The sequence below is a fragment of the Myxococcus dinghuensis genome, assembly GCF_024198235.1.
GTDB classification, from domain to species: Bacteria; Myxococcota; Myxococcia; order Myxococcales; family Myxococcaceae; genus Myxococcus; species Myxococcus dinghuensis.
In genome coordinates, this window is record NZ_JAKCFB010000038.1 from 20,145 (window position 1) to 45,002 (window position 24,858).

A 24,858-nucleotide genomic window follows, 5' to 3' on the forward strand; every position below is an offset into this window, starting at 1 on the left:
TTCTACCGCTACTTTCGTGCCTGGACCTCCACATGTGTGCCAACAGCCACACGGAGGTGCTGCAGCTCCTCGGAGGTCGCGAACACGAGCAACTCCTTGAGCTTGGTCCGCGGCGGCACCCGGAAGGAAGCCCCCGTCTCGCCCTGGACCATGCGGCGGACCGGCTCCATCTCCCCGGCGACGAAGAGCCCCACCCGCGCCGCGGTGAGCTCCGCCCCCTCCAGGAACTGTCGGACCGCCTGGGGTGTCGCGGTGGGCAACCAGGCCCTCGCGGCCTTGGCCAGCGCCGCCCGGTCCACCTCGGTGAGGCACTTCTCCAGGGCGCGGCGCTCCGGCTCCACGCCGTGGAGCGACTCGGCGACGCGCACGTTGCCCACCACCAGGTTGAGCGCCGCCTGGAGGATGGCCTCCAGCCGCTCCGCGGGCACGTAGTGCGTGAAGGCCAGCTCGGGACGCGCCAGCGCCAGCGCACGGCCCAGCAGGTAGTACACCTCCTTCTGCCCCTGCTCCGCGAAGTACTTGCCGCCCACGCGTACGCTGGGCGGATGCGTCTGCAGCAGCTCGACGTTCACGAGCGGCTCGGGGGCCGGCTCGTTGGAGCGACGCGCCATGCGCTCGCGCGTGGCCACGAGGAAGGGTGAGTACAGCTCCACGGCCTCCATGCCCAACAGCCGCGCGACGTAGCGGTAGTGGTGGACGTGGTACTCCTGGGCGCTGCCCACGTCGATGCGGTGCTTCTTGGGCACGAGCTGGTATTGCGTGAACGGCACCCCGTACAGGTGTCCCGCCTTCGCGAAGAGCAGGCCCAGCAGCTCCGCCAGCGGCCCGCGCGCCTTCGGGTGGAACAGGTGCGAGTGCCACAGCTGGTCGTCCACCGGCCGCTGCGCCACTTCCTTCTTCTTCGCGTAGGGCCCCAGCTTGGTGAGGATCTCCTTCTCGTCCTCGCCCGCCTCGCCGAGCAACCCCGACGCCGCCTGCGCCGCCAGCCAGGCTGCGTCGTAGTCCTTGCGCAGCGCCGACAGCCGCACCAACTGACCGCACACCTTGCGCGGGTCGGTGGTGTTGGGGAGCGCGCGGCGCAGGGCGACGACGGCCTCCTCCTCCTTGCCCGGCATGCTCCCGGCCAGTTCGGCGAAGGTCTCCTGCACGGCGGCGTCCTCCGGCAGGCCCTTGGCGGCCACGCCGTACGCGGCCACCGCGCCCTCCGGATGCTTGAGCACCTGGTGGTACAGGTCGCCCAGCGCGCGCCACAGCGCCATGCGCGCCGCGTGTGTCTCCGGCGTCTTCGGCAGCCGGCCGAGCATCTTCGTGTAGTTCTCCTCCAGCGGCTTCCACTGCCGGGCCCCACCCAGCATCGCCTCCAGTGCGCTGAAGGCCTCGACGAAGCGCGGATCCAGGTCCAGCGCGGCGTTGAAGGCCAGGGCCGCGCCGTCCACGTCGCGCAGGTCGTCGCGGCGTAGCTCGCCCAGCGCGAACCACACGCGCTTGGCCTTGTGCGGCTCCAAGGCGAGCGCGGGGAGCGCCAGCATGCGCGCGAGCACGTCCGCGGCCTTCTGGCCCTGCCGCGTCTCGCGCAGGAGCACGTACAACTGGTCCATCACCTCGAGCGTGTCCGGCTGGGCCCGCAGCGCGCCCGTGAAGGCGTCGATGGCCATGTACGGGTCGTGCAGCTCGTCGCGCGAGACGCGCCCCAGCTCCAGGTAGACCTTGGCCTTGGCCTCGCCCTCCAGCACGCCGACGAGTTGCTGGCGCAGGTCCGCCGACTTCTCGAACTGGCCCGCCTTGTCCATCAGGATGACGAGCGCGCGCAGCGTGGGCTCGTGGCCCGGGTCGATGGCGAGCGCCTTCTCGAAGTGGTTCTGGGCGCGGTCCGTCTGGCCGAGCGCGGCGTGGATGTCGCCCAGTTGCCAGTACACCTCCACCACCTCCAGGTCCGTCAGCTCCTCGCGGTGGTGGATGAGGATGGTCTGGAACACCTTGAGCGCGCCCTCGTAGCGGCGCGTCTGGACCAGCAGGTTGCCATAGCCCTCGAGCGCGGGCAGGTACGTCGCGTCCCGCTCGTAGGCCGTCTCGTAGCAACTGAGCGCCTTGTCACGCCGGCCCAGCTTCTCCGCGACGTAGCCCAGGCGATAGAGCTGGCGGCACAGGTCCGCGGCCGTGGCGGAGTCCTTCTCCACCATGGCCTTCTCCGACAGCTTGCGCGTGACGATGTCGAGCATGCGCTCGGCGGACGGCCACTCCTCGTGGGCGATGTAGATGTCCGCCAGCGGCCGCGCGGCCTCGATGCTGTCCGGGATGTGCTTGAGCGCCTCCTCCCAGTAGCCCGTCGCCGTGTCGCGGTCCTCGCGCGTCTCCGCGTGGTAGCGCGCCACGTCGAGCAGCGCGCGCCCCTTGGCCGCCGGGTCCTCCGTCTGCTCCGCCTCCTGGCGCAGCGTCTGCTCGTAGCCGGTCCAGTCCTTCTCCTGCTCCTGGATGCCCTTGAGGGCGCGGATGCTGGGCAGGTGGCCCACGTCGATGGCCAGGGCCTGCTGGTACGCGGAGCGGGCGCTGCCCGCGTCCATCAGCATGTCCTCGTTGATCTTCCCGAGCCGGTAGAACAGCTCCACCGCGTCCTTCGTCTGCCCGGCGAGCTCCGCCTCCTTCTGGAGCATCTCCAGGGCGAAGGGCCAGTTGCCGCTGCGCTCGTAGAGGTTGCCCAACGCGTGCAGCGCGGGCCGGCACGCGGGGTCCGCGGCGAGCGCGGCGTGGTAGCTGTTCACCGCCTTGTTGAGCGCCTTGAGCTGCTGGTACTGGACGTTGCCGATGTCGACGTACAGCTCCGCCTGCTCCTGCGTGCTGGCAGCCAACGAGAGCTGACGCTCGTACGCGACGATGAGGTCTTCCCAGCGCCCCTGGGCCCGCCGCAGCCGGATGAGCGACTTGATGGCCTGGACGTTCTGCGGGTCGATGGACAGCACGCCCTCGACGCACACGTCCGCGTTGGCCGGGTTCTGGTACTTGTCCTCCCAGATGGTGGCGCTGCGGAACAGGACGCGGACCTTCTCGCGCCAGTCCTCGCTCAGCTCCAGCATGCGCTCGTAGATGGCGAGCAGGTCGGCGGGCTGGTCCAGCTTGGTGTGCAGCCGCTCCAGCGCCTCGAGCGCCTCGCGGTTGACCGGATCCAGCTCCAGCGCCTGCCGGTAGGCCGCCACCGCGGACTCGTCGTCCCCGATGTCGCGCTCGTAGACGCCCGCGACCTCCACCTGGATGCGCGCGCGCTCCTCGGCCGTGTCCGCCAGGTCCCGCGTGCGCAGCAGGGTGATGGCCACGTCGCGCCACGCGCGCTGCCGCCGGTACAGCGCGGTGAGCACGCCGAGCGTCTCCACGTCCGGCTCCAGCTCGAGCGCGCGAAGGAGCGCGCCCGCGGACTCGACCGGGTCTTCCAGCTTCTCGTCCCAGACGCGGGCAATCTCACGGAGGATGCCCTTGCGCTGCTCGATGGAGCCGGCGGCCTCGAGCTTCTGCTCGAGGGCCACCACGTACTCGCGCTCGCGCCCGCGCCGCTGGAACACGGCGGCGAGGCCGTCCAGCGCCGTGGCGTTGGTCGGGTCGAACTCGAGGATCTTCCGGAACGCGCCCTCCGCGGCCTGCGGGTCATCCAGGCGCGTGTCGTGGATGCGCGCGAGCGTGACGTAGATGCGCTCGGCCAGCGGGCCGCGCGGCAGGCTCTCCGCCACCTCCTCGTAGACGGCGGCCATCTCCTCGTGGCTGCCGGTCTCCACCGCCAGCCGCTCGACCTCCTCGCGCAGCGTGTCGTCGGAGGCATCCAGTTGCAGCGCCCGGCACAGGGCCAGGAACGCCACGTCCTTCTGTCCCAGCCGCTCCTCCTGCACCCGGGCCAGCTCTCGCAGCGCGGCCAGCTTCTCCTCGTCCGTGACGAGGTGGGGCATGTACCGGTCCACCACGGTGGCGTAGGCGCGCCAGTCGTTGTGCGCCCGGTACAGCTCGCACGCGCGCTCGTACGCGGTGCGGTTGGCGGGGTCGAGCTCCAGCACCTTCTCCAGCGCGCCGGCGGACAGCTCCGGCTTGCCTCCCTGCCCCACCCACAGGTCCGCCACCATGAAGTACGTGGCGACGGCGTGCTCACGCTCCTCGGCGGCGAGGTGGACCTGCACCTTCAGCTCGAGCGCGCGGACCGCGTCGTTCCACGCGCGCAGGGACACGAACAACAGGTGCACGCGCTCCAGTTCGGGCACCCGGTGCGGCTCCACCTCGAGCGCGCGGCGGGCGGCGTCCAGCGCCTCCTCGCGACGCCCCATGCCCGCGAGCACCTCCGCGAGCCGCAGGCGCAGCGCCTTCACGCCCTCGCTGCTCTCCTGGAGGGGGATGAGCCGGCGCAGCACGCCCACCAGCTCCTCGCGCTGCCCCGTCTCGTCGTAGAGCTCCCGCAGCGTGTCGAGCACCGCGCGGTTGCGCGCGTCCCGGTCCAGCGCCGCCTTGAAGTACGGGACCGCCGCCTCGGGCTGCTTGAGCAGCCGGTACACGACGCGCCCCAGGCGCTCGTTGAGCCGGATCACCTCGCGGGGGTCCAGCGTCATCGCCAGCCGGCCCTCGAGGAGCTCGCGCAGGTCCTGCGGCCGATCCGCGCGCTCGTACAGCGACTCCAGCGCGGAGAAGGCCTGGTCGTTGCGCGCGTTCTTCGCCAGCAGCTCGCGATACAGCTCGATGGAGCGCGACAGGTCCGACAGGCCCTCGGCGGAGACCTGGGCCATCTTCGCCAGCACGCGGTCCCGCTCCGGGCCCGCCACCTTCTCCGACTGGAGCGTGAGGATGGCGTAGAGCTTCTCCGAAGCCCCCGCGGACTCGTAGATGCCCTCCAGCAGACGCGCGGAGGCGAGGTGCCCTGGCTCCAGCTTCAGGATGGCCTCGTAGGCCCCCGCCGCGCGGTCCGGACTGTCGAGGCGCTCCTGGTAGAGCTGGCCCACGCGGAACAGGTAGCCGATGCGCTCGGCGTTCTCCGTCGCCGTCGAGACGAGCGCCTCCAGGATGCTCGCCAGCTCCGGCCACGCCTGGAGCTCCAGGTAGAGGCGATCCAACGCCACCAGCGCCTTGTCCTGCACCGCCGCGTGCAGCGTGCGGGCGCGCTCGTAGTAGGTGACGGCGCGGTCGGCGTCGCGCAGCTTCGACTCCAGCATCTGCCCCAGCTTCAGGCAGACCTGCGCCGCGTCCGCGGCCTCGGCCACGCGCGGCAGGGCCTCCTCGTAGGCCACCACCAGCTCGTCGTAGCTGCCGGACGCATCCGTCGCGTTCTCCAGCCGACGGCGCACCTCGCCGTCGTTGGGGTCCTCCTTGAACGCGCGGAACAGCGCGAGGAACGCCAGCTCGGCCTCGCCCTGCGCCTCGCGCAGCGTGGCCAGCTCGCCCAACAACGCCTTGCGCTCGAACGCGTCCGAGGAGACGCCCACGCGCGTCTCGATGACCTGGGCCAGCCGCGCCACGTCTCCGCTGGCGCGGAAGGCCCGCAGCAGCGTCTCCACCGCGAGCAGGTTCTGCGGCTCGCGCGCCACCAACCCCTCCATCCGGCCCACCGCGCCCGGATGGTTGGGCTGCACCGACAGCACCTCGCCGTACAGCGCCAGTGCGCCCGTCTTGTCCAACAGGCGCGTCTCACGCACCTGCGCCAGCCGGAACTTCAGCTCCAGGCCCGCCTCGGGCGGCATCAGCGCGATGCGGCGGGACAACACGTCCGCCAGCTCCGGCCAACGCTCCTGCTTCTGGCAGAGCCCCTCCATGCGCTCCAGCGCCGCCACGTCGTCGGGCTTGAGCTCCAGCAGCCGGCGGAACGTCGCCAGCGCGCCCAGCGCGTCCTTGAGCTGCTCCTCCTGGAGCACGCCAATCTGGAGGAGCACCGCCGCGCGACGCGCCGGGTCCTCCGCCACCGCGAGCTGCCGGCGCAGGACCTCCAGCAGCTCCGTGGGCTTGCCCTGGGAGGCCACCAACCGGACGGTCCCGTCCAGCGCCTCCGTGTCCGTGGGGCGCAGCTCCAGCACGCGCTTCCAGGACGCCAGCGCCTCGGCCGGTTCACCCAGGTCCGTCTGAAGCCGCGCCAGGGCGCGGTACAGCTCGGCCCGGGAGGTGTCGCCCGCCTTGGGGGCGACCTCGGCGATGATGGCGCCCAGCTCTTCCGGAGCCTCGGCCTTGTCCACCAGGGACACGCACAGCTCCAGCGAGCGGAGGTCGTCCGGCAGCTCGCGCAGGGCGCGGGTCGCCGCGAGGAAGCCCATCTCCGCGTTCTCGAGCGGCCCGGCGTACATCTCCGCGATGCGACGCAGCAGCGCGACGCGCTCCTGCGGCACCGCCTCCGCCGACACGCGCGACTCCAGCATCTCCACCTGCTTCAGGTGGTTGCCCACGGAGACGAACACCGGCTCCAGGGCGCTGGCCGCCGCGCCGCGCAGCGGGCTCTCCGAGCGCGCCATCTCCTCCAGCGCGCCCACCGCGCCGGCGTGCCCCGCCCGGCGCCCCAGCACCTCCTGGTACAGCTCCAGCGCGCCGCGCGGGTCGTCGAGCCGCGAGAACCGCAGCCGGCCCAGGCGCACGCGCAGGTCGGACGCCTCTTCCTGGGCGCCCCGCGCGTCCGCGAGCTGGATCTCCCGCTCGATGTGCTGCGCCAACTCCGCCCAGCGCTCCATGTCCGCGAGCACGCGCCCGAGCAGCTTGAGCGCGTTCGTGTTCTCCGGCCTCAGGCCGAGAATCTCGCGGTACGCCTGCGCCGCCAGCGCCTTGTCCGCCAGCGTCTCCTCGGCCAGGTGCGCCAGCTCGAACAGCAGGTTCACCTGGGACGCGCTGTTCGGCTCCGCGGCCACCTGCCGGCGCATCACCAGCGCCAGCTCGCGGTGCGCCCCCGTCCGTCGGTGGACGCGGGCGATGGACTCCAGCACCACCTTGTTCTTCGGATCCCTCCGGCTGACCTCCTCCAGCGCGCGCACCGCGAGGTCGTAGCGCTTGAGGCGGTTGTCGTAGATGGCCGCGAGCCGGCGCCACAGGTCGCCCGCCAGGGGCTCCTGCGTGTCACGCTCGAGCTGGTCCTCGTACGCGCCCGCCACCTCCTCGAAGGAGCCCGAGTCGGCCGCGAGCCGCTCCAGCTCGTCGCGCACGGACACTTCCTGGGGGAACTCGTTGAAGGCCCGCAGGCGCGCGACGAAGGCCAGCGACGTCTGGCCCAGGGCCTCGCGCAGGGTGGCGATCTCCTGGATGTGCTCCAGCCGCCGCTCGGGCGCGACGCCCGGCAACAGCACATCCAGCACCTCCACCAGCTTCCGCGTGTCGTTGAGCCCGCGGTACACGGGCTCGAGCAGCCGCGCAGACTCCACGCGCGGGCCGTCGTGCGCCATCAACCGCTCGAGCCCCGCGACCACCTGGCCGTCCCCGGGCGCCAGCTCCAGCAGGCGGCGGTACACCGGCAGCGCCTCCGCCGGGCCCACTTCCTTCTCCAGCAACTGCGCCCGCTTGAGCAGCCAGCCGCGGCGCGTGCCCTCGTCCGTGGCGGCCTCCGCGAGCTGCTCCAGAACGTCCGCCTGCTCCACGAAGCGCCGTGCCTTCGCATACAGCCGCTCCAGCGCCAGCAGGCCCTCCGGTACGCGCCGCAAGGCCAGGGCCGAGCGGTACGTCTCCACCGCCTTCGCGTCCTCGCCCGCGTTCGCGTACGCCTCGCCCGCCTTGAGCAACAGGCCGACCCGCTCCTCGGGGTCCTGGGAGAGCTGCGCCTGGCGCGTGTAGACCTCGGAGAGGCTCTTGGCGTTCTGCCCCTTCTCGTACAGCCGTGAGAGGGCCTCCAGCGCCTGCCGGTCCTGCGGCGCGTCCGCCAGCAGGTTCTTCCAGAGGCGCGCGGCCTCCTCCGGCTGGTTCAGCGACTCGCGCAGCTCCGCGGAGCGCCGCAGCAGATCCAGCGCCGCGGGGTCCCCGGAGGGCAGCTCCGTCGCCGCCGTCTCGTAGATCTCCGCGAGCACCTCGTGGGAGCCCGTCTCCCGCGCCAGCCGCTCCAGGTCCGCGCGGACGCCGTCACGATCCCACCCCTGCGCGAACGACTTCACCGCGGACATGAAGGCCAGCGACGGCTGGCGCATGTCGCGCTCGTAGATGCGGCGGATCTCCCCCGACAGGAGGATCTTCTCCACGGACAGCGCCGACTCCATCCGCGCCTCGCGCAGCGCCACGCGGCGGGCATGGTCCCCCACCTGCACCAGCACCGGGTCCAGCACCTCCAGCGCGGCGCCACTGGCGGGCACCGCCGCCTTCACCCACGCCTCGAGCGCGGCCCGGGCCCCGGGGTGTCCGGAGTCCTCGGCGAGGATGCGCTTGTACAGCGACAGCGCCGCGTTCGGGTCGTCCAGCACCGTGCGCTGCAGCTCCGCCAGGCGGAAGGACACCTCACGCCCCTGCGGGCTCTGCCCCTCCTGCGTCCGCCGCAGCGCGAGCGTCCACGCCAGGTCCTGGTGGCGCTCCAGCTCCGTGTAGAGGCGGTCCAGCGTCGCCGCCGCCTCGCGGTTCCCCGCGTCGCGCTCGGCGAGGATGCGCCACGCGCTGGCGGCGCTCTCCGGGTCCGACAGCCGCGTCTCGTGCAGCAGGGCCGCCTCGCGCAGGAACGCCGACTGCTCGGCCGGCTCCGGCGACGCCGCGGCCAGCTTCTCCAGCACCTCGGCGAGCGCCGCCCACTCCTCGCCCGCGCGGTGCAGGCGCTGCAAGGCCCGCAGGCTGTCGAGGTTGCCCGGCTCCAACGCCAGCAACGAGCGCAGGGCCTTCACCGCCCCGGCCTTGTCGTCGAGCTTCTTCTCCTGCACCTCCGCCAGCTCGCGCAGCAGCGCCGCGCGCGCGGGGCCCACCTCGCCCTCCTCCGCCAGCTCGCCGATGATCTCCGCGTAGCTGTCGACCGCGTCCGCGTCCTCCGCCGCCTGCCGCGCCGTGGAGCGCAGGCCCGCGTCGCCCGGGGCCAACCGCAGGGCGCGCGCCAGCGCCGCGAAGGCCAGCTCCGGCTGACGCAGGTGCGCCAGGTGGACCTGCGCCGCCTGCCGCAACACCTGCACGCGCGCCCCGTCGTCCTTCGCCACCTCCGCCAGCACGTCCAGCGTGGCCACCAGCTTGCGGTGGTCCTTGGTCCGCTCGAGCGCGGGGACCAGCACGCGCGCCGCCGCCTCTCGCGACGGGCCCGAGGCGAGCATCGCCTCCAGCGCGGCGATCGCATCCGGGTCGGACGGACGCTGCAAGAGGATGTCCGCGTAGCTGCGCACCGCCTCCGCGCCACCATCCTGCAAGCCCTGCAACAACTGCGCGCGGCGCAGCTTCAGGCGAGACGCCTTGTCCGTCTCACCCGCGGACTCCGCGAGGCCGATCATCCGCGCCAGCGTGTCGCCCAGCTCCCGCGTGCGCCCGGCCTTCTCGTACAGGTCCGCCAGGCGAGGCAGGTGCCGCCCCTCCTCCGCTCCGTGCGACAGCGCGGACTGCAGCGCGTCCGCCGCCTGGTCGATGCGGCCCAGCTCCGTGTTCAGGTCCACCAGTTGGAGCAGCAGCTCCAGCCGCTCCGCGCCGCGCGCGCCCTGGATGCGCTTGCGCAGCAGCCCTTCCGCGTCCGCCGCGCGCCCCGCGCGCCCGTACAACCGCACCAGCCGCTGGAGCACCGCGTTCGACTCCGGCGCGCGCCCCACCGCCACCTCGAGCGCGGCGATGGCGTCCGCCACCAGCCCGCCCTCCTCCGCCAGCCCCGCCGCCTCGACGAGCAGCGGCACCGCCAGCCCCGGGTCCTCCGACTCCGTGGCGAGCGTACGCAGCACGCGCCCGAGCTCCGCGTGGGCGGAGAGGTCCCGCGCCAGGCGCAGCGCCTCGGCCCGCGCCGCCTCGTCCTTCGGGTCCTCGCGGAGCACGCGCACGCGGGTGTCGAAGGCCGCGCGGCTGTCCGCCAGTTGCTTCTCGTGGATGCCGGCCAGCACCCCGAAGAGGCGCTTGCGCGCCGCCAGGTCCGTCGTCGCCTCCAACTGCTGCTGGAGCGCCGACACCTGACGCTGGTGGTCACCCGCGCGGCCATAGTGCGCGGCCAGCGCCTCGGCCACCTCCACCGTGCGCACGCCGGCCGTCGCCAGCCGCTCCAGGCCGCCCACCACCACGCCCGTGGAGACGTTCTCCGACAGGAGCCCCAGGAAGAGGTCCGCCGCGTCCTGCTGCCGCCCGAGCCGCTCCGCGTACAGCTTCGCCTGGCGCGCGGTCCACTCGTTGCGCTCCAACTGCGACTCGGCGAGCCCGGCGAGCCGCCCGGCCAGCGCCGCCGCCTCGTCGAAGCGAGACAGCGCCACGCACAGGGCCTGCAACCGCTGCACGGCCGACAACTCCTCCGGCGCCAACTGCACCCACTCGCGCACGAGGGGCTCCAGCTCCTCGGGCGCCGCGCCCGCGGCCTCGCGCCGCGTCACCTCCGCCTCGAGCTTCGCCTTCGGGTCGTCCGCGAGCGCGGCCGCCGCCTGCAGCGACTTCACCGCCTCCGCCGCGACGGCATCCCCCGGCACGCGCGCCAGCACCTCGCGCCACGCGGCCTCCGCGCGCACGGGGTCCGCCAGCGGCCCCTGGAGGAGTTGGGCGAGCTGCCGCCACAGCGTCGCCGCGACCTCGGCCACGGGCGCCGCCTGCGCCGCGCGCTGGAGCGCCAGGGCGAGCGCGGGCTGCGCCTGCGCCTTCTCCGCGTGCTCCACCACCGAGCCGAGCAGCAGCGGCCGCGCGGGGTCCAGCTCCAGCGCCCGCGACAGCACCTCGAAGGCGCCGCGCGCGTCCTCCTTCTCCTCGAACATCAGCGCGAGCGCCTCACAGAAGGCCACCCGCTCCGCGCGCGGACGCGGCGCCAGGAGCGCCAGGTCCAGCAGCGGAATCACCGCCTCCAGCTCTTCGTCCTCGGCCAGCAGCCGCGCCAGTTGGAACGCCGCCAGCGCGTGCGCGGGGTCCAGCTTGAGCGCGGCCTCCAGGTGCGTGCGCGCCGAGGCCCCGTCCTTCAACTGCGACAGGCACAGCTCCGCCAGACGCAGGTGCATGGAGGCCTGGGCCGCCTTGTCCTTCACCGTGGCGAGGTAGCGCGCCAGCACCGCCACCGCGTCCTGCGCGCGCCCGCCCTCCAACAGCAGCTCCGCCGTCAGGCTCGCCGCGTCCGCGCGCGCGGCATCCGCCGCCACGGCCTTCTCGAAGGCCGCGAGCGCGCCGGGCGCGTCGTTCAGCCGCCCCAGCCGCAGCGTGCCCACGCGCAGCCAGAGGTCCACCTGCGCGGAGCGGTCCTTCACCTCGCCCGCCATCGCTTCGATCTGCTCGATGGCCGGCGCGAACTCCCCGCCCGCGCGCGCCGCCAGCTTCTCGATGAGCGACAGGCCCTCGGGCATGCCCGGCCACAGGAGGAAGCAGCGGTCCAACGCCTCCTTCACCTTTCCGGCCGAGCCCGGGTCGTACCAGGCGAACAGCTTCGCCACGAGCAGCGACAGGCGCGCCGCGCTCTTCCGGTCGCGCTCCTCCAACGACATGCTGCGCAGCATCCGCACGCGGTCGCGCCACGTCTGCTCGAAGCGCTGCAGCGCGCGCCCGGCCTTCTCCACCCGCGCGCTCTGGGGGTCCAGCCCCCGGGCCACGTCGAGCACCCGCTGCGCCAGCTCGTGCTCGGTGGGGTCGTCCACCAGCCGCTCCGCCAGCGCCGCGTACTCCTCCGCCATGCCCGCGTCGCCCAGCGCCGCGCGCTCCCGCTCCAACGCCTCGAATGCGGGCTGGAAGCGCTCCTCGGACAGCAGCAACTGGCGCACGCGCCGGAAGGTGCCGCGCTCCACCTTGGCGCGCGCCGCGCGCTGCAGGCACAGCACCGCGCGATCCCTCCGGAAGAGCTTCTGCTCGTACAGGTCCGCGGCCTTCAGGTAGTGGCCCGCGCTCTCCTCGCCCTGCGTGGCGCTGCCCAGCCGCTCCAGCACGTCCGCCAGCGCGGCCGAGTCCTGTCGCGTCTCGTGCAGCCGCTTGAGTCCCCGCAACGCCGGCAGCGGCTCGTGCGCCACCAGCAGCGCGCGCTTGAGCAGCTCCTCCGCGCGGGGCGCGTTGCGCTGACGCTCGTGGGCCAGCTCCGCGGCGCGGCACAGCAGGCGGACCGCCTCGTCGGAGACGACGTCGCGCGCGCGCCCCTCGTAGAGGCGGATCAGCTCTTCCACACGGCCGGCCTTCTCCAGGGCGGCTTCGGCTTCGGCGAAGCTCCGGTCATCGGACACGCGCAGCGTGGGTCGCGGGGACGTGGGCTGTTGCATGGGGAGGGCGGGCCTCGGGGGGTCAAAAGGAACGACGCGGGGGCGCCAGCCGCCGGACTCTACCGGCCGCGAGCGCCCCCGATCAATCGTGCAAAACCCGCCAAACGGCGGGAATCATTGGCCTTCTTGCTACTCCGCCGGGGGAGTGGCGGGCGGCTCACCGCCCCCCTCGCCCTCCGAGCCGGCATCGCTCGGGTCGGCGGGGGCCGGGGCCACGGCGGGCGCCTCCGGGAGGACCTTCGCGCGCTCGAGGCCAGCCTCGTCACCCAACTGGGTGTACAGGGCGATGGCCTTGTCACGCTGCTGCAGCTCCTCGGCGAGCTGGGCGGCGCGAGCCAGGTTGCCGAGCTTCTCGTGCAGCGGCAGGGCCTTGTCCTTGCGCCCCGCGGCCTCCCACGCCTCGGCGGCGGCGGTCACGTCACCGAGCAGCTCCAGCCACCGCGCGCGGCCGGCAGGCTTCTGCTCCTGCTCGGCGCGGGCCAGCTCGCGCTGCGCCAGCTCCTTGGCCTCCTCTTCGAGGTTGAGGCGCTGCATGAAGTGGAAGGCCTTGGGCGGAGGCAGCGTGCCCAGCACCTCCACCGCCTCGCGACGCTGGCCCACCGCCACCAGCAGGGTGGCCGCGCCCAGGCGATCCCCGCGCTCCACCAGGCTCTTCACCTCGAGCCCGCGGATGCGGTTGGCGCTGGCCATGTCGCGCGAGCGCTCGTACGACTTGCGCGCCAGGGTCAGCTTGCCCGCGCGCTCGTAGGCGAGCGCCGCCTGGTCGAACTGGCGCGCGCGCTCGTAGAGGCGGGCGACGTTCTCGAAGTCGGCCTTGCCCACGTAGTGCTCCATGAGGAGCTCGTAGGCACCGGCCTTCTCCAGCGTGGGCGCGAGCTGGTCGGCGGGCAGCGTCCCCACCAGCCGGCGCGCGGTGTCGTTGTCGGACCCGGCCAGCGCGTTGCGCAGGGCGCTCTTGAGGTCGCCGCCGGCCTCGAACAGGCGCGCGGCGTCCGCGAAGGCGTTGTTGCGCTCGAACATGCGGCCCGCGTCACGCGTGCGGCCCATGGCCTCGAGCTGCTTGGCCTGCTCGCGCCAGTCACCCGTCAGCTCGGGCATGGGGCGACGCTCGGGGCGCTCACCGCGCTCACCGCGCTCCGGACGGTCCCGACGCTCGCCGCGCTCGGGACGCTCCCGGCGCTCGCCAGCGGCGCCGCGCTCGGGACGCTCGCGACGCTCACCCCGCTCGGGACGCTCCCGACGCTCGGTGCGCTCGCGACGCTCCTCGGTGCGGGCGGGAGCCGCGGGCTCCTCGGCCTCGGCGCCGGGCTGGCGACCGCTGGCGGAGAAGGCGACCTCCGCGCGGTCGCCGTCACCCGCCGCCCGCCAGACCTGGCCCACCAGGAACATGACGTCCGTCCAGGCGTCGAACTTCTCGCGCGCCGGGTCCACCGCGGGAGCGGTGGGCGCCGTGCCCTCGGCGGGGGCGGCCCCTTCCGCCGGGGCAGCGCCTTCCGCGGCCTCGGCGGGCGCGGTGGCCTCCGCGGCGGGAGCCTCGGCCGGAGTCGGAGCGGCGGCCTCGGCGGGCGCGGCCTCCGGTGCGGGCGGCTTGGGCTGACGCTGCACGCGCAGCATCGTGGTGATGAGGCGACCTCGGGTGTTGAGGTCCAGGTCCTCGAGGGACTTCAGGCGCATGGGGCGCAGCGAGCGCACGATGGCCTGCAGCGGGGCCTTCTCCGCCGTGAAGTCCGTCTTCGAGAGCGCCTTCTCCAGGGTGCTCAGCTCGACGATGACGCGCTGGCCCGGGCCCACGGGCCCCTCGTCGCGCCCGCGCCCGCGGCCCTCGCCGCGCCCACGTCCCTCACCCCGTCCAGGGCCACCCGGGCCGCCTCGGCCTCCAAAACCACCGCCAGGACCGTCACGACGCTGGCCCTGACCCGGCGCACCCCCGTCACGACCACGCCCGCCCTGGCGCGGCCCACCGCTTCCATTCTCCTGAGGCACGTCTTTCTCCCGCTGGAACTAGAACGCGTAGCGAATGTTCGGCGCCACCGCGAACCCGAAAGAGCCTCCGGAGACGAGGTAGTTCCCCGTCACCTCGAGCCCCACGGAAAAGTGGCGCAACCGTGTGTAGTACTCCACTCCGGGCCCGGCAAACACAAGAATGTCGGAATCCGGAAGGAGACGCTTCGGCGAGAACATCGCATAACCCGCGCCAGCGCGGAGGTAGAACCACGTACGCTTCACTTCCTGACTGTCGGCGATGCCCACCAGGCGGGCGCGCAGGACGGCGCCGGGCACCAGGGTGGAGAAGTCGCCGGAGACGGAGCCGCCGGACTCGCCGATGTACTCGGCGCTCGTGCGGGTGCTGGAGCCCATGATGAACAGGCCCACGGACACCCGCTCGCCCAGGTCCACCCCCACCTCCACCTGGGCCATGGGCCCGGAGGAGAACGGCCGGGGCGTGCCCTCGGCGGCCGGCGGGTTGGTGACGAAGAGCGGGCCGCCGAGCAGCGCGAAGTACACGCCACGCTCGATTTCGTCGTAGGCGACGGCGGGGCGGTCACCCGCTGCCGTCGCGGAGGGTTGCTGTGCGCTCGCGGCCATGGGGAGGACGAACGCTGCGCACAGGGCAAGGGGAGCGAGGGCTTTCATGCGGTCCTGAGGGTGTCATGGCCCCCGTGGGGGACGGAGGCCGAGGTGACTTCCCGAGCGGGCCCTGGAAGGGGCCCGCCCGTCAAGCGCGGTGGAGCTCCGGCGTCACTCGCCGGACTGCTTGAAGATGAACGGGTAGGTGACGACCACCACGCCACCGCCCTTGGGTTCGGGGAACTTCCAGGTGCGCACGCGGCCAGCCACGCACGTCTCCAGCTCCGCGTTGCCCGCGGTGCTCTGCGCCACGGACGACGACGCCACGGAGCCCGTCGCGGTGATGACGAACTTCACCGACACCTTGCCTCCCAGCTTGGGGAAGCGGTTGAGGAGGCTCTCGTAGCAGTAGCGGATCTGCCCGCGGTTCATCTGGATGACCTTGCGGATGAGCTCCTTGTCGAGCGAACCCATGACGTCCACGTCCGACGACGTGATGCCCACGTCCACGCTGGACTTGCCACCCAGCACGCCCACGCCGGTGCCGTAGCTGCCGGTGCCACCGCCGCGGCCCTTGGTGCCGATGCCGCCGATGCCCACGGTGTCACCCGTGCCGCCGCCTCCGCCGCCGGAGCCGCGCATGCCCAGGCCGCCGAAGCCGCCGGAGTTGCCCGTCTTGGCGCCGAACATGTTGCCCATGGCGCTCTTCAGGTCGCCGCCCAGGCCGCTGCTGCCGAAGACGGTGGAGATGCCCCCCTTGCCGCCGCCGAAGATCTTCGCGGTCAGCGCGCGGGCCTCGTCCTTCTTGTTCGGGTCGCCCTTGGGCGCGGTGCGGTTGTTGGTCTTGGGCGCGTCCTTCTTGCCCATCTGACCCTCGTCACCGCGGCTCTTCGCCGCCATCTCCCCGCTCTTCTTCGCCTCCTTCTGCTGGTTGAGGCGCTCGAGGAACTTGTTCTTTTGCGTCTCCGGCGGCTTGATGATGAGCTTGGCGATCCGGGCCGAGTTGGCGGACAGCTCGTCCGCGTACTCGTCGCCCTCCGCCGTGCGGTTCATCGCGGTGATGACGAACGCGGTGGCCGCGAAGAAGACCACCAGGAAGATGTTGACCGCGGTGTAGTCCAGCGACTCGCCCAGCGGCGCGAAGACGCGCTTGGGCACCGACTGGAACGCGACCTCCAGCGTCACCCCGCCCAGGTCCACCCAGAAGAAGTCCTCGGAGTCCAGGGTCAGCGAATACGCGTCACCCTCGTGCGAGGCCTTGCCGGACTCGATGACCGCCTTGAGGTCCCGCGTCTCGCCCTTGCGGACCAGCTCGCCCTTCATCTTCCCCGTGAAGCACACGGAGAAGGTCTGCCCGTCGGTGCGCAGCACCTCGAAGCGGGGGCTGCCCAGCTTGCTGTCCCCCATGACGAAGTCGACGCCCGCCGCGCTGCCCACGGCGATGGCGCGCTTGCGGCCCGGGGCCACGAAGAACTCGCCCACGCGCTGATCTCCCCAGGAGAAGCGCAGCGAGACGCCCAGGGGGCCGTTGGACTTGGAGCGGCGCGCGGTGCGCGCGCGCGGTGTGGCCGGCTCGGCGGGCGCGGGGGCCGCCGGCTCTTCCGCGGCGGCGACCGTGGTGTGCTTCTGCGTGGGGGCGACGGAGGCGTCCAGCGCGCCCGTCCTCGGAGCGGGGGCCGGGGCTTCGGGCTCCGGGCTCACCGCGGCCTGCGCCAGGCCGGCGGCGGGCGCGGGGGCCCCCAGCACGGGGTTCTTCTCCGTGGTGGCGTCCGTGCTCGCGGCGGCCACGGCCAGGTTCGCCGCAGCCACGGCGGCCGGGTTCTCCAGACGGATGGTCGTGCCACCCACGCGGATCTCGTCGCCGAAGGCGAGCTGGCCCTTGTTGACCCGCTTGTTGTTGACGTAGGTGCCCTCCACGCTGCCCATGTCGATGATGGACATGGTGCCGTCGCTGGAGACCTCGATGACGGAGTGGATGCGGCTGACCTTCTCGTCCTCCAGGCACAGGTGCGCGGAGGAGAGCCGGCCAATCTTGATGATGTCGCGCTCGTAGTCCTTGGTGGCGACCAGCGTCTCGCCCTTGAAGACCTTGAGTGTCAGGGGAACGGCCATGGGGACTCCTACATGGAATGGGGGGTGTGCTCGCTACCAGCCATGACAACGCGCGCGGCGACAGGTTCCCGCGCCCGCGCGCCCGTCAGCCGCTACAGCTCACCCACCGACTGCATGACCTTGTCCTCGAAGTCCTCGCGGACGCGGATGAGGTTCGAGTGCTTCACCTTGTCGCGCGCGTCGATGTACTCGCCGTCGGGCTTGGTGAGGTCGCCCTCGATGGTGTCGCCCTCGAAGTCGATGTTGGTCGTCTTGGAGTAGCGCACATTGCCCTCCCCACCCCCACCCTGGGCCTTGGCACCCTCGTCCTGGGCGAACGCCGGAGCCGCCGCGAGCACCGCGCACAACATCAAAGCCTTCCGCATCACTGCCTCCACGGGGGCCCACCGGGCCCGTTCCACACCACGTACCCCTTTCGGGGCAGCGAAGGTTCGCATCATCCCCCCGGACCTCGCCACAGCGAAGGCACCGGGGGGCATCCCGACTTTCACATCAGGTCGTCTTCAGGCTCACCCGGCTCGGAAGGATCCGCCGGGGCTGCATTGTTCTTCCTGTCGCCCGCACCCTCCGTCGCGGTGGGGGTGGGAGCCTGGGGCGCGGCGCCTCCGGCGGGCGTGGCCTGGGGGGCCACGTTGGTGCCCGAGGCGGGCGTGGCGCCGGGCGGCGGCGGCGACGTCGGGGCCTGCTTCTTCTCCGCGGCCTGCATCTGGGACTGCTGCTTCTTCTGCAGGTCCTCCATCTGCTTCGCCTGCTGCTCGGCCATGGCGGCCTCGCGCTTGGCGTTGACGATGGTCTCCGCCTCGCGCAGCAGCCCGAACACGGGGGACTCCGCGGACAGGGCGACGTCGCCTCCGGCCATGGCGATGTACTTCTTGTACAGCTCGACGGCGCGCTCGGGGGCGTCCTTCACCTTGTGCAGGATGATGGCGCGGTTGAGGTTCACGGCGGCCAGCTCCTTGTCGAGCTTCTCCGCCTCGTCGTACTCCTGCATCGCCTTGTCGTACTGGCCCTGGCCCTTGTACGCGAGGCCCAGGTTGAGGTGCGCGGTGGCGTTCTTCCCGTCCGCCTGGAGGATGCGGCGCAGGTGCTCCTCCGCGCCCGGGAAGTCCTCGGAGTCGAGCGACAACTGGGCCAGCGCCACGTGGGACGGGACGTAGTCGTCACGCGCATCGAGGGCCTTCTTGAAGAACAGCCGCGCCTCGTCGACCTCGCCCTCGCGCTGGAGGATGACGCCCACCAGGTGCTGCAGCTCCGGGTCCGCGCCGTCGATCTTCGTGCCACGCAGCGCCACCAGCTTGGCCAGCGCCAGTTGCTTGCGGTCCAGGTAGCTGCGGATCATCACCTTGATGGCGGTGGTGGACTGCGGGTCGCGCATGAGGGCCGCGCGCGACAGCTCCATCGCCTTGTCGTGGTCGCCCTTCTGCCGGTAGATCTCCGCCAGACGGGCGCGGGACTGCGCGTCGTCCGGATAGCGCTGGAGCACCTCCTGGTAGAGGGTCACCGCGCCGGCGACGTTGCCGCTGTTCTGCTCGATGATGGCGAGGTTCTCCGAGGCCTGGCGCAGCGACGGCTTCTTCGTCAACGCCGCGCGGTAGCGGTTCTTCGCCTCCGGGATGTTCCCCTGGCGCTCGGCGATGACGCCCAGGTTGTACTCGGCCTCGGCCAGGTTCGCGTCGGACTCCAGCGCCGACTTGAACTTGCGCTCCAGCGCCGGGTAGTCGAACGCCTTGGCCTTCTTCTGCGTGTCGAAGGACTTCACCGCGTCCTCGAACTTGGCCTTGGCCGTGTTGGAGATGGGCGGCGGCGCGGCCTCCTTGGAGGGCTGGGGCGCGGTGTTCTTCACCGGCGCCGCGGGGCCCGTGGCCTTGGAGCTGGAGCAACCGGCGGCCACGAGCGACGTGGCCACGAGCAGGGGGAACAGGCGCATGGTGCGGGTCGTCGTCCGGTTCATTAGAGGAAGTCCTCCGGCTCCTCGTCGCCCCCACCCTGCTTCGCGGGCTTCGAGCCGTCAGGACTGGAGGCGGTGGGCTTGGCGTCCACCTGGGTCTCGGTCTGAGAACGAAGCTGCGCGGTGAGGTCCGTCAGGTCCTCCTGCAGCGTCGTCTTCTGGTCCTTCTGGGCCTCCGCCACGGCCTTGGGCGCGGGCGGCGGCACGTCCTGGATGCCCGCCAGCACGTCCCCGCCGATGAGCTGCTCACGCCCCTTGAGCGCGACCTTCTCCTCCGGCATGTCCGGGTAGCGGTCCGGCTGGTAGGTCGTGCGCAGCATCTTCAGGGCCTCGGCGGCGCACGCGTTGAACACGTCCAGCTCGCGGCTCTTGGCCACCGTGGCGGCGAACGCCTCCGTGGCCTTGTCCTTCAGCGGCTGGGCCTGGTTGGAGAACTCGTCGCGCAGCGCCTGCTGCGACTCCTCGTCGAGCCCGCGCGGCATGGGGGCGTTGACGACGCGGTCGGCGAAGTGGTCGTACGCCAGGCCGATGCGGTTGAGCGCGCACAGCGACGGCTCCGGCGCGCCCAGCGCCACCGTCTGCACGTACTTCTTCTCCACCACCTGCAGCGCGCGGCTCTTGTCCTGGATGCTCGCGCGGAAGCGGTCCGGCGACGGGGGCGCGCCCCAGAACAGCTTCAGGCGCTTGTACTCGGCCCAGTCCGGCTCGATGGCCAGGAACTGCGCCTGGGCGGCGGTGGCCAGCGCGGGCTTCTCCAGCGTGGTCTGCACGCGGCGCGGGAGCTGGTCGAAGTGCTCGCCCACGCGCTTGTACATGCGCGCCACGTCGCGCGTCTTGTTCATCTTCCCGTACAGCTCGATGATGCGGCCCTCGGCGCCCAGGAACTTGCTGGCCGAACGCATGTTGTCGCGCTCGTACTCCTCCAGCATCTTGATGGCCTTCATCGCCGCGCCGCTCTTGCCGGTCAGGTCGATGATGGACAGGCGGATCTCGTCCGCGTCCTTGGCGCGCGGCCACAGCTCCAGGTAGCGCTCGCGGTTGCGCAGCGCCGCCTTCGTCTGGCCCAGGCCCTCGCGGTAGGTGGCTGCGTTGAACAGCGCCACCTGCGCCTTGGACTCCTCCCACTTCTGGGGCACCGCCGGCTTGTCGTCCGCGGCGGCCTTCTTGGACTTGGCGTTGGACTTCGAGCGGCCCCCGGACTTCTCGTCGAGGCTGCGCTCGTAGCCGCGCACGTAGAGCTCGTAGGTGCCGGCGGCGTCCTCGAAGTCGCCGATGGCCTCCTGCGCCTCCGCGTTGGCGTAGATGGAATCAGGCACGTACTTCGAGCGCGGGTACTGGGCGAACAGGCGCTTTCGCACCTCGATGGTCTTATCCATCATCTTCGCTTTGTAGTAGTCGACGGACGCGTTGTAGAGCGCCAGGTCGGCGATCTCCGTCTGCGGGAAGTCGTGGACGAAGTTCAGGTATGCCTCGGCCGCCTTGGAGAACTCCTTCTTCTCCTCCAACTGGCTGACGAGCTTGAACGACGACTGCTCGATGAGCTTGGCCAGGTCCTCGCGGAACTTGCCGGTGGCGAGCTTGTCGTTGGCGTAGAAGCGCCGCGCCCACTCGTTCACCTTCGCGAAGTCCTGGAGCAGGTTGTACGAGTCCAGGATGAGGTTGGCGCTGATCTCCGCCGCGCGCTGGCCGTTCTCGAACTTGTACTCGGGGTAGCCGAGGGCGATCTCGCTGAAGCGCAGCACCGCCTCGTCGAAGTGGTTGTGGCGGTAGTAGATGTTGGCGGCCTTGAAGGCGATCTCCACCCGCTTCTCGCCCTTGGGCACGTACTTGAGGTAGCGCTCGCACGCGTCCAGCAGGGACTTCTTCACCGGGGGGATCGTGGCCTTCTTGGTGATGTCCGAGCCCACCGCCTCGCTCTTCGCGTCACCGCGGGCCTCGGCGGCCTTCACGACCTCGTCGTAGGCGAGCACCGCGTTGTAGGACGCGTTCTGCAGCCACTTGCCCGGCTTGCCCGGCTTGGGCTTGCCCTTGTCGTCCTTGGCCTCCAGCACCTTGGCGTCCTGGAGGACGACGAGCGTGTAGTTGGCGGCGGACTTCTCGTAGTTCTGCAGGTTGTCGTTGAGCAGCTCCGCCCAGAAGAAGCGCAGGTCGTACGCCTTCGGGTTCTCCGGGAAGAGCGTGAGGTAGTCGCTGTAGACGGCGTCCGCGTAGCGGAACGTCTCCTCGTTGCGAGTCTTCTTGCCCTCGTTGTGCCAGGTGACGGCGAGGTTGGAGAGGGTGCGCTCGGACAGCTCCTTCGCCTCGGCGAGCAGCCGCTTGTCCTTGTCGTCCTTGATGACGCCGGAGCCCTCGACCTCCTTCATGATCTTCACGAGCCGGCGGACCTGGGCGACGGTGCGCTCCTTGTTGCCCATGCGCAGGATGCAGTCGACGATCTTCCCCTGGAAGCCCGGCGCCTCCGGCGACAGCGGCTTCTCCTTGATGAGGGAGTTGAAGGTGATGGCCGCCTCGCGGTCCTTGCCGTCGCCGTAATAGATGTTGGCGAGCTGCTTCATCATCGTGAAGCGGTCCTCCGGATTGGAGGCCACCTTGCCGAAGTCCGCGCGGGCCTGCGCCACGTCACCCTGGTGGGCGTACGCACGCACATAGTCGGTGCGCGCCTCGCGGACCAGCGAGCCACGGCCGCTCTTGCCGCCGTCCTTCTCCACCGCGTTGGTGCCGGCCAGCTCGCCGTAGAGCACCACCGTCTTGAACTTGTCCTTGGCGGCCTCGTAGTCCGCCAGGTTGAAGTAGCACCAGCCCTGCTTGTAGAGCGCGAACGCGTAGACCTGGCTCTCGGGGAACTCGGCGGCCTTCTTGTACGCCGCGAGCGCCTTCTCCAGCTCCGGACGCTTGCCCTTGGAGTTGTTGAAGTAGTACTCGCCGAAGGCCAGGTACGCGTCCGGGATGAACTTGGACTGGGGATACTTCTCCACCAGGCGCTTGAACGCGACGAGCGCCTTGCGGTCCTGTCCTTCCTCCATCAGGTACTGGCCGAGGAAGAAGAGCACCTCGTCGGTGCGCTCGAACTGCGGGTGCTCCTGGATGATCTTCGTGTACTGCTCGACCGCGAGCTTGCCGTACTCCTTCTGCTTGCCGACGAGCTCCGCCTTCTCCGCCTTGGCGCGCTGCTGGGCGCCGGTGTCGTTGGCGTTCATGGCGCGCAGGAGGTCGTCGTCCTTGCGGTTCGCCTCGAAGAAGTAGAACTTCGACTCCTCCCAGTAGAACTCACCCAGGCGGAACAGGAGGCTGGGGACCTCCTTCGGATCCGGCGACAGGGAGATGATCTTCTTGAGCGAGGCGATCTGCTCGCGTCGCTTGGAGGCCACCTGCAGTTCGACGCCCAGACGGAACTGGTCGTACTGGAGCGCGGGCGCGATTTCTTCCTTCTTCTTCTCGCGGGTGATGTCTCCGGCCAGGGACTTGTCCACCGTGGTGGAGGCCTTCTGACCGAGCGCTGCATCACGCGGGGCTTTCTTCTCCTGCGCGGCGGAGGCCGTGGCCAGGAACACGAGGCAGACGAGGAGCGAACGGCGCATGGTCTTCCTAATCGAGGGGGACCGGCGTCCCCGGTTGCCTTCCGAACAGGCAAGTGGCCGGGAATCTTCGGGAATTTCGATTCGAGGGAATCCACTATGCGCGGTTTCCGAGCGACGGGTCAACCCTGACTGGCTGCCCCCTCGGCGCGTGGAAAGCAGGCCGGAAATCTTCCATTTGCGCTGTGAAAAGGGTGACAGAGGGGTTGCCTTGTCGGACCCAGCGGGTATGGGGGAGCGGACGGCCGGTTGCCCGGCCGTGTTGCCTGGAGCGCGTGTCGGATCATGAGCCTGTTGCCGGAGAGCGCCAGCTTCGAGGAGCTGGTGCAGGACTACTTCCTCGCGGTGCGTGGCGCGGGGCTCATGCTGTCCGCGCTGGACACGCAGTTGTTGACGGAGTGGGCGCGCGAAGGGGTGCCGTTCGAGGTGGTGGCGCGAGGCATCTCCCGTTCCGCGGAGAAGGCGTTGTGGGACGCGCGTCCCGGTGAGCCGGTCCTGCGCAACCTGCGCGCGTGCCGGCGGCAGGTGGACGCGGAGATCAAGAAATACCGCGCGCTGACGGCGGGCGCGGGCACCGAACCGGAGCCCACCCCGCGACGTCGCAAGGCGCTCACCTGGGAGCAGACGCGGCACGCCCGGCTGTGCCAGGTGCTGGAGGACCTGGCGGGACGGGAGGTGGGACTCGCGGCCCGGGTGACGTGGCTGCGGGGCACGGTGCTGGCCCACGTCCCGGACGAGCCCGCCCGGCTGGACGCGCAGGAGGCGCTGAGCTTCATGGCGCTGCTGCGCGCCCTCCCTTTCGACCAGCGACAGCAGGTGTGGCGCGAGGCACGCGCGGTGGGAGCCGAACAGCAGGTGATGTCCACCCACGCGCGGCGGCTGTCCCGGCGATTCCGGGTGGTCGCGGCGGTGCGGCGGCGGTTCGGGATGAAGGAAGTGTGAGCGGGGCCACCACTGCTCGGAAGTTCAGTTTTCGGACGGGCATGGAGGGGGTCTTCTATGGCGATGCGCGAGATGGGTGCGAAGGTGAACGGCGGCGAATCGTGCCGGATGTGTGGCGGGCGGACGTACGTCATCGAGCGGCAGGGTGACCAGGCCCAGGCGCGTGTGTGTGCGTGCTCCGCCAACTGCTCGGTGTGTGGTGGGCGTGGCCACGTCCTGGTGGAGCGCGAGGCCGTGTTCAGCCAGAAGGTCGGCCCCAAGCGCTACGAGGTGATGGAGCCGTGTACGTGCACCCGGCGGCGGCAGCGCGTGGTGCTCTTCAACGACATCCGCATGCCCGGCGTCGTCGCCCACGCGGGCTTCGACAACTACCGCGCCTTCAACGAGGCCCAGGACCGGGGTCGCGGCGTGGCGATGCACTTCGCCCACCAGTTCGTGAAGGGCGCGACGGCCAAGGGCTTCATCCTCAGCGGTCCGGTGGGGACCGGGAAGACGCACCTGCTGGCCGCGACGCTCGGACACCTGGTGCTCGAGATGGGCGTGCGCGCGCGCTACGTGGAGATCTCCCTGCTCTACGCGACCATCCGGCGCGGCTTCCAGGAGGGGAAGAGCGGCGGAGAGATCATCGGGCCGTTGTCGGAGGTGGAGGTCCTGGCCATCGACGAGATGGGCAAGGGCCGTGGCAGCGCGTTCGAGATGGAGACGCTCGACGAGCTGATCGCCCGCCGCTACAACGCGGGGCGCACCACGCTCTTCGCGACGAACTACTCGCTCGAGCCCGAGCGCAAGCAGGCGCGCGCCGCGGCCCCCACGGGCTATCGCTCGACGGATGACGCGCGCGCCGCGGTGCGCGCGGAGGAGCTGCTGCGCGAGCGCGTGGGTGAGCGCATCTACAGCCGCCTCTGCGAGATGTGCACCTTCGTCGAGTTGCCGAAGGACACGCCGGACCGGCGCCGGACGCGGCAGGAGATGGACGCGATGAACCACCCGCCCATGGGGATGCGCAACGCGGGGCGTTGAGGCACGCGCCTGGTCCACGCAGGAACGCCGACATGACCGACGCCTGTCTCGTCCTCGTCACCGCGCCCTCCGCCGACAAGGCCGCCGAGCTGGCGCGCACGGTGGTGGAGGAGAAGTTGGCCGCGTGCGGCAACATCCTCCCAGGCATCCGCTCCATCTACCGCTGGGAAGGCAAGGTCCAGGACGACGCGGAGGCGTTCATCCTGTTCAAGACGCGCACCGCCCTCTTCGAGGCGCTGCGAGCGCGACTCGTCGCCCTGCACCCCTACCAGGTCCCCGAGGTGCTCCGGGTGGACCTGGCCGCCGGGCACGCGCCCTACCTCGCGTGGATTCTCGACAGCACGCGCGCGTCGACGCCCATCGGCGGCAGTGGCGCGGACTGACCCCCAGGCGCCGTGGGCGTGAGGAG

General features: G+C 71.3%; 10 protein-coding genes. 3 read left to right on the plus strand and 7 right to left on the minus strand.

Features of this window, described 5'->3' with window-relative positions; genetic code table 11:
* Window positions 1-8: 8 nt before the first annotated feature.
* From LZ198_RS33735 to LZ198_RS33765, 7 genes are all read right to left on the minus strand, one after another.
* The gene (locus LZ198_RS33735) at window positions 9-12,284 is read right to left on the minus strand and encodes a tetratricopeptide repeat protein (protein ID WP_253976247.1); all 12,276 of its coding nucleotides are present in this window, start codon (window positions 12,282-12,284) and stop codon (window positions 9-11) included.
* A gap of 129 nt (window positions 12,285-12,413) precedes the next feature.
* Complete coding sequence (locus LZ198_RS33740; RefSeq protein ID WP_253976248.1) at window positions 12,414-14,075, minus strand: CLH domain-containing protein; 1,662 nt, start codon at window positions 14,073-14,075, stop codon at window positions 12,414-12,416.
* A gap of 210 nt (window positions 14,076-14,285) precedes the next feature.
* Complete coding sequence (cglE, locus tag LZ198_RS33745; protein ID WP_323383189.1) at window positions 14,286-14,918, minus strand: adventurous gliding motility protein CglE; 633 nt, start codon at window positions 14,916-14,918, stop codon at window positions 14,286-14,288.
* Between the two features lie 105 nt (window positions 14,919-15,023).
* Window positions 15,024-16,964, minus strand: a complete 1,941-nt coding sequence (gene gltG, locus LZ198_RS33750; RefSeq protein ID WP_253976250.1) for an adventurous gliding motility protein GltG — start codon at window positions 16,962-16,964, stop codon at window positions 15,024-15,026.
* 92 nt (window positions 16,965-17,056) lie between these two features.
* Window positions 17,057-17,329 (minus strand): adventurous gliding motility protein CglF, encoded by a 273-nt coding sequence (cglF, locus tag LZ198_RS33755; RefSeq protein ID WP_253976251.1) that lies wholly within the window; start codon window positions 17,327-17,329, stop codon window positions 17,057-17,059.
* 122 nt (window positions 17,330-17,451) lie between these two features.
* A complete protein-coding gene (gltE, locus tag LZ198_RS33760; RefSeq protein WP_253976252.1) occupies window positions 17,452-18,915 on the minus strand; it encodes an adventurous gliding motility TPR repeat lipoprotein GltE in 1,464 nt (487 codons plus the stop codon).
* Entirely contained in the window at window positions 18,915-22,490 is a 3,576-nt protein-coding gene (locus tag LZ198_RS33765) for a tetratricopeptide repeat protein (RefSeq protein WP_253976253.1), read from the minus strand. The genes gltE and LZ198_RS33765 overlap by 1 nt, the downstream gene beginning before the upstream one ends.
* A gap of 282 nt (window positions 22,491-22,772) precedes the next feature.
* On the opposite strand from LZ198_RS33765, the gene LZ198_RS43290 reads away from it, so the two are divergent.
* The 3 genes from LZ198_RS43290 to cutA are packed head-to-tail and all read left to right on the plus strand — an operon-like array spanning window position 22,773 to window position 24,832.
* Window positions 22,773-23,429, plus strand: a complete 657-nt coding sequence (locus LZ198_RS43290) for a hypothetical protein (RefSeq protein WP_267145496.1) — start codon at window positions 22,773-22,775, stop codon at window positions 23,427-23,429.
* 57 nt (window positions 23,430-23,486) lie between these two features.
* Window positions 23,487-24,449, plus strand: a complete 963-nt coding sequence (locus tag LZ198_RS33775; RefSeq protein WP_253976254.1) for an ATP-binding protein — start codon at window positions 23,487-23,489, stop codon at window positions 24,447-24,449.
* 32 nt (window positions 24,450-24,481) lie between these two features.
* The gene (gene cutA / locus LZ198_RS33780) at window positions 24,482-24,832 is read left to right on the plus strand and encodes a divalent-cation tolerance protein CutA (protein ID WP_253976255.1); all 351 of its coding nucleotides are present in this window, start codon (window positions 24,482-24,484) and stop codon (window positions 24,830-24,832) included.
* The last annotated feature ends 26 nt before the right edge of the window (window positions 24,833-24,858 follow it).